The sequence below is a fragment of the Pelosinus propionicus DSM 13327 genome (assembly GCF_900114615.1).
Classification (GTDB): Bacteria; Bacillota; Negativicutes; order DSM-13327; family DSM-13327; genus Pelosinus; species Pelosinus propionicus.
In genome coordinates, this window is record NZ_FOTS01000006.1 from 87425 (window position 1) to 103392 (window position 15968).

The 15968-nt window shown below is 37.8% G+C and carries 13 protein-coding genes and 2 riboswitches; of the genes, 1 reads left to right on the plus strand and 12 read right to left on the minus strand.

Annotated features, from left to right (window positions below):
- Positions 1–15: 15 nt before the first annotated feature.
- The 5 genes from BMZ99_RS04555 to BMZ99_RS04575 form a co-directional block, all read right to left on the minus strand.
- Positions 16–2271: a xanthine dehydrogenase family protein molybdopterin-binding subunit gene (locus BMZ99_RS04555; protein WP_090933386.1), complete on the minus strand. Its 2256-nt coding sequence runs from the start codon at positions 2269–2271 to the stop codon at positions 16–18.
- A gap of 13 nt (positions 2272–2284) precedes the next feature.
- Positions 2285–2749, minus strand: a complete 465-nt coding sequence (locus BMZ99_RS04560; protein WP_090933388.1) for a (2Fe-2S)-binding protein — start codon at positions 2747–2749, stop codon at positions 2285–2287.
- Between the two features lie 516 nt (positions 2750–3265).
- Entirely contained in the window at positions 3266–5017 is a 1752-nt protein-coding gene (locus BMZ99_RS04565; RefSeq protein WP_245754814.1) for an EAL domain-containing protein, read from the minus strand.
- Between the two features lie 170 nt (positions 5018–5187).
- A riboswitch (cyclic di-GMP riboswitch) is annotated at positions 5188–5270 on the minus strand.
- Between the two features lie 192 nt (positions 5271–5462).
- On the minus strand, positions 5463–6377 hold the full coding sequence (locus tag BMZ99_RS04570) for a branched-chain amino acid transaminase (protein ID WP_090933393.1): 915 nt from the start codon (positions 6375–6377) through the stop codon (positions 5463–5465).
- A gap of 242 nt (positions 6378–6619) precedes the next feature.
- A complete protein-coding gene (locus tag BMZ99_RS04575; protein WP_090933395.1) occupies positions 6620–7501 on the minus strand; it encodes a fumarylacetoacetate hydrolase family protein in 882 nt (293 codons plus the stop codon).
- Positions 7502–7816: 315 nt separating this feature from the next.
- Here BMZ99_RS04575 and BMZ99_RS04580 point away from each other — a divergent pair, with 315 nt between their 5' ends.
- Positions 7817–8695 carry a LysR family transcriptional regulator gene (locus BMZ99_RS04580; protein WP_090933397.1) on the plus strand — a complete coding sequence of 293 codons (879 nt, stop codon included), beginning with the start codon at positions 7817–7819 and terminating at the stop codon, positions 8693–8695.
- Between the two features lie 56 nt (positions 8696–8751).
- Here the strand turns inward: BMZ99_RS04580 and BMZ99_RS04585 are convergent, their stop codons facing one another.
- From BMZ99_RS04585 to BMZ99_RS04615, 7 genes are all read right to left on the minus strand, one after another.
- Positions 8752–9369 carry a LysE family translocator gene (locus BMZ99_RS04585; RefSeq protein WP_090933399.1) on the minus strand — a complete coding sequence of 206 codons (618 nt, stop codon included), beginning with the start codon at positions 9367–9369 and terminating at the stop codon, positions 8752–8754.
- An 18-nt stretch (positions 9370–9387) separates the two neighbouring features.
- Positions 9388–9858, minus strand: coding sequence for an Lrp/AsnC family transcriptional regulator (locus tag BMZ99_RS04590; RefSeq protein WP_090933401.1), 471 nt, complete (start codon positions 9856–9858; stop codon positions 9388–9390).
- A gap of 284 nt (positions 9859–10142) precedes the next feature.
- Positions 10143–10274 carry a hypothetical protein gene (locus BMZ99_RS27335; RefSeq protein ID WP_281246745.1) on the minus strand — a complete coding sequence of 44 codons (132 nt, stop codon included), beginning with the start codon at positions 10272–10274 and terminating at the stop codon, positions 10143–10145.
- A 117-nt stretch (positions 10275–10391) separates the two neighbouring features.
- Positions 10392–10477: riboswitch (cyclic di-GMP riboswitch) on the minus strand.
- 136 nt (positions 10478–10613) lie between these two features.
- On the minus strand, positions 10614–12212 hold the full coding sequence (locus tag BMZ99_RS04595) for a PAS domain S-box protein (RefSeq protein ID WP_245754815.1): 1599 nt from the start codon (positions 12210–12212) through the stop codon (positions 10614–10616).
- A 46-nt stretch (positions 12213–12258) separates the two neighbouring features.
- Positions 12259–12804: a V4R domain-containing protein gene (locus BMZ99_RS04600; RefSeq protein WP_245754816.1), complete on the minus strand. Its 546-nt coding sequence runs from the start codon at positions 12802–12804 to the stop codon at positions 12259–12261.
- A 156-nt stretch (positions 12805–12960) separates the two neighbouring features.
- On the minus strand, positions 12961–14421 hold the full coding sequence (locus tag BMZ99_RS04605) for a sensor domain-containing diguanylate cyclase (RefSeq protein WP_245754817.1): 1461 nt from the start codon (positions 14419–14421) through the stop codon (positions 12961–12963).
- Between the two features lie 47 nt (positions 14422–14468).
- Positions 14469–15692, minus strand: a complete 1224-nt coding sequence (locus BMZ99_RS04615) for an EAL and HDOD domain-containing protein (RefSeq protein ID WP_090933405.1) — start codon at positions 15690–15692, stop codon at positions 14469–14471.
- Between the last annotated feature and the right edge of the window lie 276 nt (positions 15693–15968).

The window sequence follows — 15968 nt, forward strand, 5'->3', positions numbered from 1 at the left end:
AGTCTCTCCTATTTTTTAGATTCTACCTGCTTCCTGCAAAGCTTTTAAAACCTTTTCAGGTGTAAGCGGCAAAGAGTTAATTCTAACACCGATTGCCTGGGACACAGCATTAGCAATCGCTGCAGCTGGAGCAACCAAAGGTGGTTCGCCAAGCCCTTTTGCACCAAAAGGTCCAGTATTGGCATTTTCTTCGACAATAATAGTATCAACAATCGGAATATCCATCGATGTAGGTATGATATAGGTTGCAAATGATGGAGTTCTTATGTTACCGTTGGCTATTTTTATTTCTTCATACAATCCGTAACCAACACCCATTATTGTACCGCCTTCAATCTGACCTTCAACATGCAGCGGATTTACAGCTTTGCCAACATCATGAGCTGCCGCAATGCGCACTACCTCTACCTGTCCTGTTTGTGTGTCAACTTCTACCTCAGCAACATGGCTGGCAAAGGAATATACTTCATAGGGTTTGCCTTGCCCTGTCTCATCATCAAGCGGCTCTGTTGTTGGGTTATACCACCCATGCCCGATCGTCATAATACCTTTGCCACGGCAGCGCGCGATCAATTGCGCTACAGCAATATCGGTCTGCTTGCTATGAATAAACACATATTTGTTTTTTAAAGCAATAGCTTCAGGCAAAACTCTCTGCCATGCTGCAATTTCATTTACAAGTATTTCTTTTACTATTTTAGCAGCCTTTAAAGTTGCATTGCCTGAAATGTAAGTTTGCCGACTTGCGGACGAGGCACCGCCATCAGGTGTAACACCGGTATCCGCCGAAGTAACTTTTATGTCGTTAAAATCAAGTCCCAGCTCTTCAGCCGCAATTTGCGCCAAAATAGTATTGGAACCCTGCCCGATATCAGCTGCGCCTACCATTAAATGCGCACTTCCGTCTTCCATAACATCTAAAAAAGCACCTGCCGGGTTAGGCTGCCCAGTATTTCCGATGCCATAGTACAGGCACCCCATACCGATACCTCGCTTTTTATAGGGCGCCAACAACTGACTTTTATTTGCCATCACTTTCTCATAAGCTGGCACTAAAGTATCACCAATATTGCCTTTAACATCCATTACCTGACCTGTTGATGTTAAACTGCCATTTTTCAATGTGTTGCGAAGGCGTATTTCCAGCGGTGATATTCCTGCTTTTTCAGCAAGCATATCCATTTGCTGCTCATAAGCAAAAGCTATTTGCGGCACTCCAAAACCTCGCATAGCGCCTGCAGTCGGATTGTTCGTATAAACGGTATAAGCATAAATTCTAACATTAGGCACTTCATAAGGACCGGCGGCATGTACTGCCAAACGGGTTACAGGAGCCGGACCATAAGATGAATATGCGCCGGTATCAGCAACTGCATGTACATCAACAGCCAACAGCTTTCCAGTCTTATCAGCCGCTGTTTTATACTTAATAACACAAGGATGCCGTTTGGAAGAAGTAATGATGGATTCTTCGCGCGAATAAACAAGCTTTACAGGACGCCGAGTATTTAATGCCAAAAGTGCTAAATAAATTTGTACCGAAATATCAAGTTTGCCACCAAATCCACCTCCTGTAGGTGCCTGAATCATTCTGATGCGACTTTGCGGCAGCGCCAGATTGCGCGCAATTTCACGACAATCAAAATGTGTATTTTGTGTTGATGCTTTGACAACAACAATATCATCTTCCATATAAGCAATTCCCGCTTCAGGCTCGATGTAAGCATGTTCCTGCATTTGTGTAACATACTCGTTTTCAACAACAATATCGGCAGTTTCGAATACTTCGTCAACATTTCCCCGAAGTATTTTGCGTAGCGCCAAAATATTACTGTCTCCATGAACTTTGGGTGCATCTTGGTCCATAGCCTGTATAGCATCAAATACCCCAGGAATTTCTTCTAGTTCAACTTCAATAAGTTTGAGTGCTTGCTGGGCTATGTCTTCAGTTTCAGCAGCGACCAGCGCTAAGCCATCACCTATTTTACGAATTTTATCACTTATAAGTACAGGTTCATCCTTAAAAATGATTCCATGACCATTAAGTCCGGGTACGTCTTTAGCGGTAAGCACGGCATGAACACCTGGCAAAGCAGCCGCTTGACTAACATCTAATTTTTTAACAAATGCATGAGCGACTGTACTTCTCAGCACTTTGGCATGAAGCATGTTAGGCATTTTTATATCTGCACTATAACGTGTTTTTCCCAATACTTTATCTAATGCATCATTACGAATAACTGATTTTCCTACTACGGATAACTCTGCCATGTTTCTTTCCTCCTTATTTACCGCAAGCCTTTTCAATAGCATTCGCAATTTTTGCATATCCTGTGCATCGGCATAAATTTCCTGATATTGACTGCATAATTTCCTGACGGCTGGGTGTAGGGTTATGATCAAGTAAAACTTTTGCCGATAATAACATCCCAGGTGTACAAAATCCGCATTGTACAGCGCCTTCATCAATAAAAGCCTGTTGCAACGCATCCAGCTTATCATAGCTGCCTAGCCCCTCAATCGTTACAACCATTTTGCCATCAAGCTGTGCCGCTAATACCAAACAGGAATTTGCAGTTTTTCCATCAATAATGATGGTACAAGCACCACAGTCTCCTTCACCACAGCCCATTTTAGTACCTGTAAGATCAAGATTTTCCCGCAGCATATCAATCACTCGGCAATCAGGTGTTACTTCCAAAGAAACTGGTTTATTATTTAAAATAAAGTTAACCTTTACTGTTGACATACTATTTTCCTCCAACGCAATATACATTTTCGACATTACCGCTCACAATGATTCCGATACTTTAAATCAGCTTTTTGTTCATAGCCAAACTCCTCTTAAAATTATAAAGTAGTACTGGTACAGCGAAATGTATCAAAATAACAAAAAACCGCATGAAGTCCTTGACTTCACACGGCATTGTGTATTACTAAATTGATAAAACGATTTTAAGCTGTTTTTTACTTGACTATATTATAACAGCACTGACATTATAATAAAAATATTAAATTTGAATCATTTTATATAATTTTTATATAATGGGTAAACAGTATGACCTCTAAACTTTTTGGCAATCACTGAAACAAGCAATATGGCTTGGTCTCAAAAAACTAAATATATCTTTATAATGCTCTCTTTAAAGGAATAAGGTAACGCTTTATGTAATAAAAAATGGATTTCTTATATAATCACCTCTGCGGATTAGAGAACGTGATTATATGAGAAATCCATTATATTTTATCCTTTTTAACGAAAAACTTAACTAACTCCTAAATGAACACAGCAGAACTTGTTTTCCTCCACTAACATAGGGCTTGGCTTTCCGATATGATATCCTTGTACATAGTCTAAACCAATTCTTTTGGCTTCTAGAAAAATAGACTCTGAGCTAACATATTCAGCGATGGTTCGAATCCCTAGCTGCTTGGCAAAATATACGATGCTTTCAACAATGGCTACCATCGCTGGATTTGTCCCAATTTCACTAATCAATGAACCATCAATTTTAATATAATGGGCTCCCATATTCAAGATATAGGCAAAGTTTGAGTACCCGCTGCCAAAATCATCAATTGCTATTTTGGCACCAAAAGCTTTTATTCTTTTGATAAAAAAAGATAAATCCTCAGGATTCTTGAATTCTTCTGATTCAACAAATTCAAAAGTCACCCTCTTGGCAATACAAGAGTCTTCCAACAACTCTCCAATTAACTCTTGTACCCCATGATCTAAAATATCTGCAGCACTTAAGTTAATAGAAAAATCAACATCTTTATCTGCAAAGTGTGTAAATGATTTTTCAAGAATAACTTCTGTTAAACGAGGATATAGCTTGGTTTTCTTAATAATCGGTAAGAAGGTTCCCGGTGAAATCACCTGCCCATCTCGGCCAAGCAAGCGAACCAATACTTCATATTTGCTAATTTCAAAGGTAAAGGTATTCATAATCGGCTGATAATATACCAAGACCCGATCTTCCTGTATTGCATCTTGCACTTCATGTATCCAATGAAGATTATTACGGTGTGTTTCTCTCATAGGTAAATCATCATGATATACTTTTAGTGGCAGGCAGTATTGCCTAGCATACTCCAAAGCCATTTGTGCCTTTTCTAAAGGCTTATCCTTCGTAATTGCAATACCTATCGTAACAAAAAGATAAGAGCTATGACCATGAATTTTGAAAGGTACTTTTTCAATTACATTATGAATATTCAGCATCCACTCCGTAAAATTTTTTTCATTACCCTCACTAGCAAGGATTGCATATTCATCACCTGCTAGACGATATAAATTATAGTGATATGGCTCTATCAGTTTTATTAGACGTTCTGCTAATTCCAACAATAAATCATCCCCAGCCTGATAGCCGTAAAACTCATTAATCGTACGAAATTGTTCTACATTAATAATAGCTAAATGAGGTTTCTCAGCAACTTTCATATCTTCATTTAACTGCAGACGATTGGGAGTTGTCGTAAGTTGATCGGTATACATTTGTTTTTGCAGCTGTAGTGCCTTTTCTTGTACCCGCTCTTCCAAATTTTTATTAAGCTCTTGCACTTCTTGCAAGGCTTGCTGTCTCAGCACTTTTTCATTGGACAAAGCGAGTAACATTTCATTCATTTCGCCTGCCAAAATAGCTATTTCATCTGTTCCTGATACACATAAAGTCGATGATAGATCCTGGGTCTTCGTTATATAAACGATACTCCTAATTAATGAATATAAGCGACGAAATAAGACTTTCTCTAATATCATCGGTAAAAGAAAACTGAAGACCAGCCCACTACATAATATCAAAATAGCTCCATAATAAATACTTTTTCGCCCCACTAAATGCAAATGCTGCTCTTCTAAGAGCGGCATAGAAAGAACCAATTTGTTCGACCTGCTTACAATTGCATCATTACTAAAAATTTGCTTCTGCTCAAATTGCTGATCCAATGAATAATATAAAGATGCATATACACAAACAATAAATAGACCAAAGGTTATGATCACTAGCATTGTTATTTTGGAACGCAGGGTCAACTATACCATCTCCTATTCCCCAATAATTAGTGTACTTGTGCGCTTTGAAATCTAACTGAACCGCAAAGGCACAGAAAATAAAGAACACGAAATAAAGCACCAGCTATAGAAAGCGGGTGCTAATTTAATAATTACAATGTAATTACATTCGCAACCTGGCAGTCATAGACAATTCCTTAGACCCACGGCTTTGCGTCCTTACCTTTCGATAAGTTTGCCCAATATTAACTTTGAAATTTTTGTCAAATTATACATATAATTGTATTGCCTTCTTAATAGTAAGTCAAGTAAAACTTAAGGACTAAAGTCCTCCGAGCAAGGATCTTTTTAAATGCCCCTTAGAAATCTTTAAAATAAATCACAAGGCATAATGCCGCAGACGGAATTGTGCCTTGTGATTTATAATATAAAATTTTACTATTTAATAGACAGGTGTGCAAAAATCCGAATATGCCTTTATTTTAGACGTAGCAACCTGAAAGAATAATTCTTTTAACTTACGACACACAGGACCTTGATGACCATTGCCAATTTTTCGGTCATCCACTTCAACAACAGCTACCACTTCCATCGCTGTACCACTAAAGAAAACTTCATCTGCTGCATATAATTCCGTTCTGGTAATACTTCGCTCAATCACTTCAATACCAAGTTCTTGACGTGCCAAACGCATCACTGTATCTCTGGTAATACCTTCAAGAATATTATCAGATGGAGGTGGAGTAATAATTTTCCCATTGCGAACCATAAATACATTTTCCCCCGGACCTTCGCAAACATGACCATTACGTGTTAAAAACAAAGCTTCGTCATACCCTTTGCTCACTACTTCTAAAGAAGCCAGAGCTGAATTAAGATAAGCTGCTGTAGGCTTAGTGCGAGGCGGCAGCATGTTATCCCCTAAACGTTCCCAAGAAGTAAATGCTGCCCGAAGTTCATCTTTACCAGTAAAGTTGCCCATTGGCTGACAATAAATTACAATTCGATTATCATCATCTAATAAGGTAGGAGCAACATGATTGGAGCCTTTAAATGCAACTGGCCTAATATAGGTTGTTGTCTGGAGGTTATTTTTCTTAAGCAATTCAATTGTAGCTTGGCATAACTCCTCTACAGTATAAGGAATATTAATATACAACACTTTGCAGGATTGTAGAAGTCGCTCATAATGTTCTCTCAGTCGAAATACATACAGCTGTTTTTCAGTCTCATCCCAATAAGCCCGTATTCCTTCAAAACAACCGAGTCCATAGTTAAATCCTTTACAGCGTACACTGATATGTACTTCGCTCTCCAAAATAATCTTTCCCTCATAAAAAACATACATATTTTCCATTTGTATAGCTCCTCCTCATTTATAATGGTGTATTCATCATCTCAGAACATTACTCTTTTATCAAGGAGTTTTGTGATGATGACAAGTAAAAATTTATCATCGTATCGAAAAAATAAAATATTTTGACCGCGAAAGTATGAAGAACACGAAGGATATGAATAACCAATCCTTCGTGTTCTTTGCATTTCCTTCGCGGTTCACTTCTGTTTTGTCAACGATATATTTTCTTGCTTACGATTGAATCATTTTACATAATTCGTTAGTTTGCCGATGTTTTCCACTTCTACCGTTACCACGTCACCCGACTTCATCGGGCAAGTACCGGAGGGAGATCCCAAAGCCAAAACATCGCCAGGTTCTAGAGTCATAATTTTTGATACCCAGCTGATCAAAAATGGAATGCTCAAGGACATTTCACTTGTGTTTCCATCCTGTACTACTTTTCCATTTAAGGTTGTAACAATTCTTAAATGAGTCGGATCTATACCAGTAACCACCCATGGCCCAATAGGTCCAAAAGTATCAAATCCCTTTCCCCGTGTAAACTGCGGATCTGTCTTAGTCAAATCTCTTGCGGTTACATCATTAAACACAGTATAACCAAAAACATGGCTTAACGCCTCTTCTTCGGGAATGTTTCTACCGCTCTTACCAATTATTAAGGCAACTTCACCTTCAAGTTCAACCTTGTTCGTTAAATCAATTGGCGGTAAACATATGGTTTCTTTGTCTGCAATTAATGCCGATTGGGGTTTTAAGAAAAGAAAAGGTTCTTTTAAATTCGCCGTACCACCTGTTTCTTTGGCATGTCCGGCAAATGTCCAGCCAAAATTGACTACCTTTGATGGCTCTACAGGAATTAGAATCTTTACATCGCTAAGTGCAACTTCCGTTCCCTCATAAGAGCATGTGCCAGCAGCGATTTCTGCAAATTCATCGGTTAATTGAAAGATCGTTTTTCCCTCAATCGCACCATAGTGTATATTTCCATCTCTATCTTGATAGCGAACAATCCTCTTTGGCTCTGTTGCTATAGTATCTTCAGCAATCGTTTCTTCTGCTGTACCAACGCAGGCAGATAAATGCTCTCCTGCTAATATTCCTTCATGATATTCTTTTTCCATTATAAATCTCTCCTCACTCTGTGCAAGAACATCTTTTATGACTCATATAGAGTACTAGTACCTTATCAGCCTTAATCCAGTGAATACTAGCGGTCTATTTTCTGCACCACTTCGTTGTCGTCAGTCAGCATACTAACGGTATGCCTCCTTCCTCCGCCTTGCTCTGCGAAAAATAGCCTCGCCATTCTCCTACTGTTTTAAGACTGACAAGGTACTAGTCTTTGCACTTTTAGTATAGTACGATCCTAAATATAATGAAAATATCGATTAATCATGGTATGATAACTGTAAGTTATTGACGGGGTGGAATAAAAAATGGATATAAGAGAATTAGAATACTTTGTTACGGTTTCGGAACTAAAGAATTTCACGGCTGCTGCTCATAAATTGCACATATCTCAGCCAGCTATTTCCAAAGCCATTCATAAGTTAGAGGAAGAGCTGGGATTCCAGCTGCTTGACCGAACCCAAAAAAAAGTACTCCTAACAGAAGAAGGAGTCGTATTTCTTAGTTTAGCAGAAGATATTCTGACAAGAATGGCTGCTGCCCAGAACACTATGATTGAATATAAGAATTTGACGCGAGGTACTTTTCGAATTGCGGTACCGCCATTATTGGGAGCGTATGTGTTCCCTCAGCTATTTGCAGATTTCAAGAAAAACTACCCATCTCTTGAGATGTCAGTTATCGAAGACGGCTCTTCAACAGCTGTTGATTTGGTACAGCAAGAAGATGTGCATGTAGGTCTCGTCATCTTACCGCCCAAATTAACCGACCTTCATTCCCACTTAATTACATCACAGGAAATTGTCGTTTGCCTTCCTACTGATCATCCATTAAGCAGCCAGCCCTTTTTGACCTTTGAACAACTAAAAGATGAACCCATCATACTTTACAATGAAGGTTTTGTCCTGCGAAGAATCATTTTAGATGAATATGCAAAATACGGCTTAGTTCCTAGGGTAGCACTTTCAACAAACCAATTTCAGACCATTAAAGCATTAGTGGCAAAAGGAGTCGGTATCTCCTTTTTACCAAAGAATTCAATAAAAGTTGTAAACCATGTCACAAAAATCCCTCTTCACCCTCATCTATTCCTCGAAATGGGTCTCATTTGGAAACCAAATAAAATTTTACCTCTGGCTTGCAAAGCCTTTATTGATTTTGTAAATGAATTTGAATATGAAAAATAGCCTAATAACGTAGGAGTATCCATTGGGCGCTTCATCAGCGACATTGTACTTTGTGGTTATAGCAATCCTAAAAAGGAAACAATCGCAAATCCAATGATAAGAATGCCTGACATGCGATTAACCCATATCAACCTCTGATAATTGAATCTATGCCGCAGTAAATGAACCATCCCACTTAATATAAACCACCATAAGCAAGATCCTAAGAATACTCCTGTTACCAATAAACAAGAGGAAAGGAAATCATCCTTTGCATCAATCATCCCAAAGCCTGCAAAAACGGCACTAAAAGATAGTATGGTCATCGGATTTGTAATGGTCAAGAAAAAGGTGGTAAGATAGGCTCTTATCCATCCGTCTTGATAAATTTCCTCCTTTATTGAAGCAGGTTTATCAATAAAAGTCCCATACCCAAGATAAAATAAAAAACCACTGCCTACAATACGAAAGTACAGGCTATTATCTACAAATACATTCGTAATTATGGTAAGCCCAAAGGCTGCTATACTTCCATAGAATAAATCTGCTGTTGCTGCTCCTAAGCCTGCAGCCAGTCCTGTACGCATCCCTTGGGTTAATGTCCGGCGAATACACAAAATTCCTATAGGTCCTACTGGGGCGGCGATAGAAAATCCTAGTATCAGCCCTTTAACCAGCCATATCAAATCCAACATCTGCAAACAACTTCCTCTCTATTTTATCTCTTCAACCCTCTCTATCGGCAATATAGGAGTTTCTTTTTCTGTAGATAAAATGACCGTGGTACGAGTTTTTGCAACACCTGGAATAGATTTAATTTTTTCACTCACGATCCGTTCTAAATCACGCGTCCCTTTACACCTTACTTTCAGCATATAGTCCTCATCCCCAGCAATATGGTGACATTCTTGTACTTCTCTCGTATTTTGAACAAATTCCAGAAATCCTTGTCGATGTTCAGGCTTTTCAAGATATACAGCAATATAGGCAGCTAAACCATAGCCAATTGCTTCAGGATCTACTATTGCACAATATCCTCTAATAATACCGCGCTCCTCTAACTTATGAACTCGTTCAGCAGCCGCTGGAGCTGATAATCCTAAGATAAGACCTAGTTCTGCCCAAGTAGTACGCGCCCTTTCCATTAATTGTTCTACTACTTTTAAATCTAATTTATCTACCATATATTCCTCCTATTAATAAGTTTTAATACGATTATAATTACGATTCGTAATTATAGCAACCATTTTTTATAACTAAATTACATTAAAGCCAACAAAAAAAGAAGCTGTCACGAGACCAGCTTCTTTTTCATTCTATATGTTTATTCTTGATATAGCTCTTGCGATCTAATGCTAAGTCCTGTTCAGCAAAGGCATTATCTCTGCAGCAGATTTATTCACGCCTTGATGCGTTCGATAGCGCGTTTTTATGCAAATTTTATGTTTCATGATAATCACCTCCTCTTTTATTCGCAAAATGAAAATTTAACAGCTGGAGCCGGATTCCATTTCTCTAGTTCTTCTAGAATCATAGGAAGCTTTTTAACTAAGTCATCTAATTCTTCTTGAGTCATTTCAAATTCACTCTCATCTCCCACAAACTCGCCTCCTCCACAATAGTAAACTTTCATACCAATAAGTAGCACCTATTTTTTATATCAGGATAAACTGCCAAATCTACAAAAAACTGCCAGGTTCATCAAGTAATTGTTTACTGATGCAACCTGGCAGTCATTGATGCGACATCATTAGACCCATAGTTTTGCGTCCTTATTTTTCAATAAGTTTGCCAATAAGATTCAATTTTATTCAAGTATACTATACTCATTCAAGAAATTCCATTATCCTTTGCATATAATACATCTTATCAAAATTCTCTGTTTATTATCTTCAAAAGATAAATAATTTCAATTTATTATTTCCGTTTCTTTCATAGATCAGCCTTTACCTGAAATCATTCTCAGAAGATGTATCGCTGTCCCAAGCATCGTACGCACTTCTGCTGAGTCTAACGATACATTTAATATATTCTCAATTCTCTGCTTTCTATTTTGAATCGTTTTATAGTGAAAGAAGGTTTGCTTGCCAACTTCCTTTAAACTGAGGCCCGATAAAATTTTCTCCAATGTATCAACTAACTCCGTTTGATTTTTTTGATCATATTCGAGTAAAGGACCTAACGTCTTTTTGACAAACATATCCGATTCATCTGAATCCGCAAAAGGAATTAAAACTTGATAAACACCACAATCGTCGAAGTGATACACCATTTGCTGACTCCAAATTCTCTTGCCAATGCGTACTGCTGATTGGGCATGCTTAAATCGAAGAGCAATATGCGTTAAGGAATCAAAATAGTCGGCTACACCAATGTGAGCCTGTAAGCCAGGAAAAGATAATGATACAAGATCAATATAAGATTCTGCCAATTGTATTTCTTTGCTTTTATGATTCGAATCACATATAGCACTCAATATGCCAATACCTTCTGGCACTTCCCAGGCAATTGTAGCCTCTTGATTGGTGAGCTGATCAATCAGCGCATCCATGTTTTTTTGTCTTTGTTCTAGTACATTGACTTCGACTTCACTAATAAAACTACCGCTATCATCAATACTTAAAAAATATAACGAAAAATGATTAGGAAGCTGAATTCCTAATCGATAAGCATGATTATAACCATCTGCCTCAGTTTCAAAATCACCATTTAGAAGTTTCATAAAGAAATCATTTTTTAGCCTTCGTTCATAGGATTGCTGCAAATCATTTTCTGCTAGTTTCCTTTGTGTAATATTTCTAATTACACAAAGAAATCCCATATTCTGCCCCTCTTCATCCTTAGCGATACTCATTAATGATTCCAACCAAATGATTTCTCCATCTTTACGCTGCTGCTCTACTTCCATAAGCACAGGAGGAGCCGCCAAATCTTGCTCAGCTATTTTTCCTAATTGAATAGTGATAAAAGGCAGTAAATGCTGCGTTAACGATAATTCAATAAAATCTGCAGCCGTATAACCCAGCAGCCTTTTAATGGACGGACTGCAATAGATAACCTTCTTGTCATCATCCATAAGTACGATCATATCGTCCATATTCTCAGCAATGAGTCGATACTTTTGCTCACTTTCCTTAAGCTGCGCCTCGCGCTTCTCTAACTCAGTCATATATTTCTTTTCATTTTCTTCTGCTTGTTTCAACCGTTGTATCATGATGTTAAAAGATGCTGAAAAATCCCCCATAAAATCAATACGCTGACTAAAATCGCCGGAAGCAATCATACTGGTCTGCCAGGTTAAATGCCGTAAATTAGATTGCAATGCTTTTAATGCTCCAGCCCAATACCCTTTCATACTTAAGTTTTGGGACAAATCACCATTAGATATTCCATAAGTAAATTCTCGAATGGCCATAAGATCTTCAATTAATTGCAAAATAGCCGGATGATCATTAAGCTCATCATTAACACATGCAGGAGTACCACGTTTTCTTAATAGATCATGTAACAGCAATTCAATGGTTTCTGTATAATTCACCTTCAATCCCCCTGACGCCGTTAACTAGTAACTGCACAAAACAATATTAATCGTTAATAATTTCTGCAACAAAACGACAGGTACGATCTCCTGTGCACCAGCAATCAATTTCTTTCACATGAAACCGATGTCCTGTAAAAGCTTCTAATAGACCTGCAATAAATCCTTCATCATATCTGCAAAATTCATAGTCCAGCTCTGGTAGTCCTGAACAATCCAAATCTTCAAATACGCTAATGACGAATTTACCGTTTTCTAAGTCGACTTCCTCCATTCTTAGTATTCCAATTCCCTTCTCAACCAAAGTTGCTTGCAATGTCTTTATAAAATCATTAAAACTAGAGGCTTCTTTTATTAAATTCTTATAAAATTCTACTCCTGCCAATTGGCCTGACTCAAAAAACAACTGATCAGTTTTTTCTGTACCAAAGTTTTTCTCTAAAATATCACGGAAGCAATATTGCATCAATCGATATGCTTCTATGTGCACCATAGGACCAAGATTAGGGCGTCCCTCAACAATATCGCCCAAAAGATCCCATTTAAATTCATATTTACGTGTCATCGTTAAACAGTCCTTCCTATTCATCATAAAAATGGTAATTATTTCAAGAATTCTACACTATCTTACTTTTATTGATAAAGTTTCGTCATTTTAAAGTATTTACCTTCTTAAATAGCATAAAAAATCGCTACATCATCGTCTTTCGATGCGTAACAATTTTTCAATATATACTGATATTTTCAGTTAACATTTTTTAAACGCTGCGCTTGCCTTCTCAAATAAGCAGATTTTTCCTTTACCATCCCTTTTTGCTTGGTACATTGCCTCATCAGCATGCTGCAGTAGGGTTGCAGGATCATTATCATCCTGTGGATATAAGGTAACTCCAATGCTAATGGATGCCATCACATTTTTATCACTTAAAGCAATAGGATCCGCGGCAGCTTTTAAGATACGTTCCAAAACCACTTTATACTGATTGGTCTCTTCGAGATTTTGCAAAAGGAGTACAAACTCATCGCCTCCTATCCGTGCCAATGTATCCTGTTCACGCAGGCAGGATCTAAAACGCTTTGTCACTTCGATTAGTAAACAATCACCACTCTCATGGCCTAATGTATCATTAACCAATTTAAAATTATCTAGGTCTAAGTAGCAGATAGCCAAAATTTTCTCATCACGCTTGCTCCATGCCATAGCCTGATTAAGACGGTCATATAACAAACGTCTATTGGGGAGGCCTGTTAACGTATCAAAAAAAGCAAGGCATTCCAACTCCGCCTTATGCCGTTTCAAATCAATAATCAGCTTAGCTAGCCATGCTACTAATAAACTAAAGATCATCCCCTGCATCATCTTTAAAAACAGTCCATAAGGAACACTCCAGCCATTGATGGGGGCTATGCTAAGTATCCACGTGGCGTTAGACAGATTCACCATCCTTTCCACAGGTTCCCCTGTTAGAATGGCTTTAGATGCAATAATAATTTCTTTTTGTTTTGTATCTGGATGGATGCGCCATAATTCATAAGCGAAACCTTGCATTTCCAATTGAGAAAGGTTAGCAGATTCAAGAATCTCTGGGAAGCGAAGTACCACATTAACAAAGCCCCAAAAATAAGAATCGCCCATTTCATCATTAAGAAATACTGGCAGACGCCCTACTCCGCCAAAGGAGCCTTGAATCATTTTGAAAGGCCCTGCAAAGGTTAACTGACCTGTATCACGAGCCAAATTTGCTTCGGCAGACCTCATTTCATCCTTCATCAGATCATGTCCAATGGCTTTTTCATTACCAGCAAGAGGTTCAATGAACTGCACAACTCCCCCAGGAGCCAACTGCAGTGAGTCTATCCCAGGATACAACAGCAGCATTTGGCTTGCCACATCATGAAAATGAGGGACCACACCGTTTCCTTGCTTAACCAACGCCGCTAATACATAGGCAGTAGCAAAATTACTTTCATTTGCATGTATAATTGCATCTGCATAACCACTTGCTATCTCAAAGGCATGCACTCTGGCAATTTTAATACGGTCCAGCTCCATTTGCCATATGATCCATGTCGCAAATGCGGTAGACAAGAGGAAGACAACGATCGCTATGACCATGGGATTAGAGAATATATAATTTCTGCGTAAAGGAGTTGTGTCATAATAATTCTTTTTCATTCCTTCTCCTTCACCTACTTTGCAAATATTCATTTATAATCGATCAGTTGCTTGATACCTTACTAAGTCAATCTACTTATTTATTGACTGCTGCTTTCCTTTAGAAAAATACTTATCCATTGGTGGGATTTTAGATACAATTCAGGAACTTCCTCTTCCTGAATATTACATCTGTCTGCATAAAAAGAAACATCGCTCCATTCTCCTTTTTCGTAAGACAGCAGTAAGCCATAGATATTTCCTAACTGATTATTAGCACCTAACAAAGCATCTTTAACCCCAATGGAAACAGGCAAATCTTTTAAAATTTCTTTTATGGGTCTGTTTAATAAACAATCCAACATAGAGAACATTCCCATAATAAACGCATCGGGAGCTAACATCGGCACATTCATTTTTTGTGCGAGACTTTCACCAAATTTAGCTCTTATTACTGACAATACCACAATCTCTTCAGGGCGATCCCGCCCTAGCTCCCTCAGAATAAGAAGAGATATCCATTGCTCCACTTGACGTTTTCCAAGCAAAACGAGAGCTTGCCTAATGGAATGTACCTTCTGGCGAAAACCGAAATGAGCAGAATTAACATATTTTAATAATTTATAAGAAAATGCAACATCATGCTTAATAATTTCTTCCATGCGACTATAATCTAAGTCCGTACGATGTATTTCCTGCAAAATACGTATATATTGGACTTTATAGCTAGGAACATCTTCTTCTGATAAAATTTCAGGTTTACTAAAAAAATATCCCTGAAAATAACTATATCCTAAGGAAACCGCTTGCTCAAATTCCTCTCGAGTCTCCACCTTTTCTGCTAAAAACTTAATACGGGGATTATTTACTGCCGTAATAATGTTTTTACGCTCCTCCCCTAGCGTCGCCATAAAATCCACTTTAATAATATCCACCAGTTGTATCAACTGTAAAAATTTTTTTGAAAAAATAAAATCATCAAGTGCGATTACATACCCTAGCTTTTTCAAATTCGTACATATCTCTAATATTTCTTCATCCGGTTCAATATTTTCAAGTATCTCAATCACCACGGATTGAGACGGCAGCTGCATCACAATATCTCTTTTTAACAAGTTGCGGGTAAAGTTAATAAAAGCCCTTTTTCTGTCGGTTGTCTTATCCATACCTAACAATAAAAAAGCTCCTGAAATAACACTCACAGTAGCTTCATCATCATCCTCGGCATCATAAGTTGCAACATCACCAGAACGAAAGAGCAATTCATAGGCAACAACATGCTCTTTTCGATTGAAAATCGGTTGTCTTGCCACAAAAATTTTCATCTTTTCACCACACTTTTTTGTTCAAAGAAAAAGGAGAGCAATCACCTTTCGCATTACTTACTCCGAATCGAAAGAATAGTATTTCTTCTTCTCTAAATGTTTATACTTAAATATAGTATTCTCCCTATAACAATATAACACTATGTAATTATTATCCAGTGTCCACATGGATAATAATTATCTAACTAAATATGTTTTATCTATCCCCCTTAGACATTCCTCGACACAAAACCTCTTTTTTACAATGCTCATGATCTATTTTTAATGCAAGAAAAT

Bases quoted from the DNA above. Each gene is read 5' to 3' on its own strand.
- BMZ99_RS04615 (WP_090933405.1), bottom strand. From the start codon at position 15,692: ATGAAAATTTTTGTGGCAAGACAACCGATTTTCAATCGAAAAGAGCAT.
- BMZ99_RS04585 (WP_090933399.1), bottom strand. From the start codon at position 9,369: ATGTTGGATTTGATATGGCTGGTTAAAGGGCTGATACTAGGATTTTCT.
- BMZ99_RS04590 (WP_090933401.1), bottom strand. From the start codon at position 9,858: ATGGTAGATAAATTAGATTTAAAAGTAGTAGAACAATTAATGGAAAGG.
- BMZ99_RS04570 (WP_090933393.1), bottom strand. From the start codon at position 6,377: ATGGAAAATATGTATGTTTTTTATGAGGGAAAGATTATTTTGGAGAGC.
- BMZ99_RS04565 (WP_245754814.1), bottom strand. From the start codon at position 5,017: ATGCTAGTGATCATAACCTTTGGTCTATTTATTGTTTGTGTATATGCA.
- BMZ99_RS04560 (WP_090933388.1), bottom strand. From the start codon at position 2,749: ATGTCAACAGTAAAGGTTAACTTTATTTTAAATAATAAACCAGTTTCT.
- BMZ99_RS04575 (WP_090933395.1), bottom strand. From the start codon at position 7,501: ATGGAAAAAGAATATCATGAAGGAATATTAGCAGGAGAGCATTTATCT.
- BMZ99_RS04600 (WP_245754816.1), bottom strand. From the start codon at position 12,804: ATGATGAATAGGAAGGACTGTTTAACGATGACACGTAAATATGAATTT.
- BMZ99_RS04580 (WP_090933397.1), top strand. From the start codon at position 7,817: ATGGATATAAGAGAATTAGAATACTTTGTTACGGTTTCGGAACTAAAG.
- BMZ99_RS04555 (WP_090933386.1), bottom strand. From the start codon at position 2,271: ATGGCAGAGTTATCCGTAGTAGGAAAATCAGTTATTCGTAATGATGCA.
- BMZ99_RS04605 (WP_245754817.1), bottom strand. From the start codon at position 14,421: ATGAATATTTGCAAAGTAGGTGAAGGAGAAGGAATGAAAAAGAATTAT.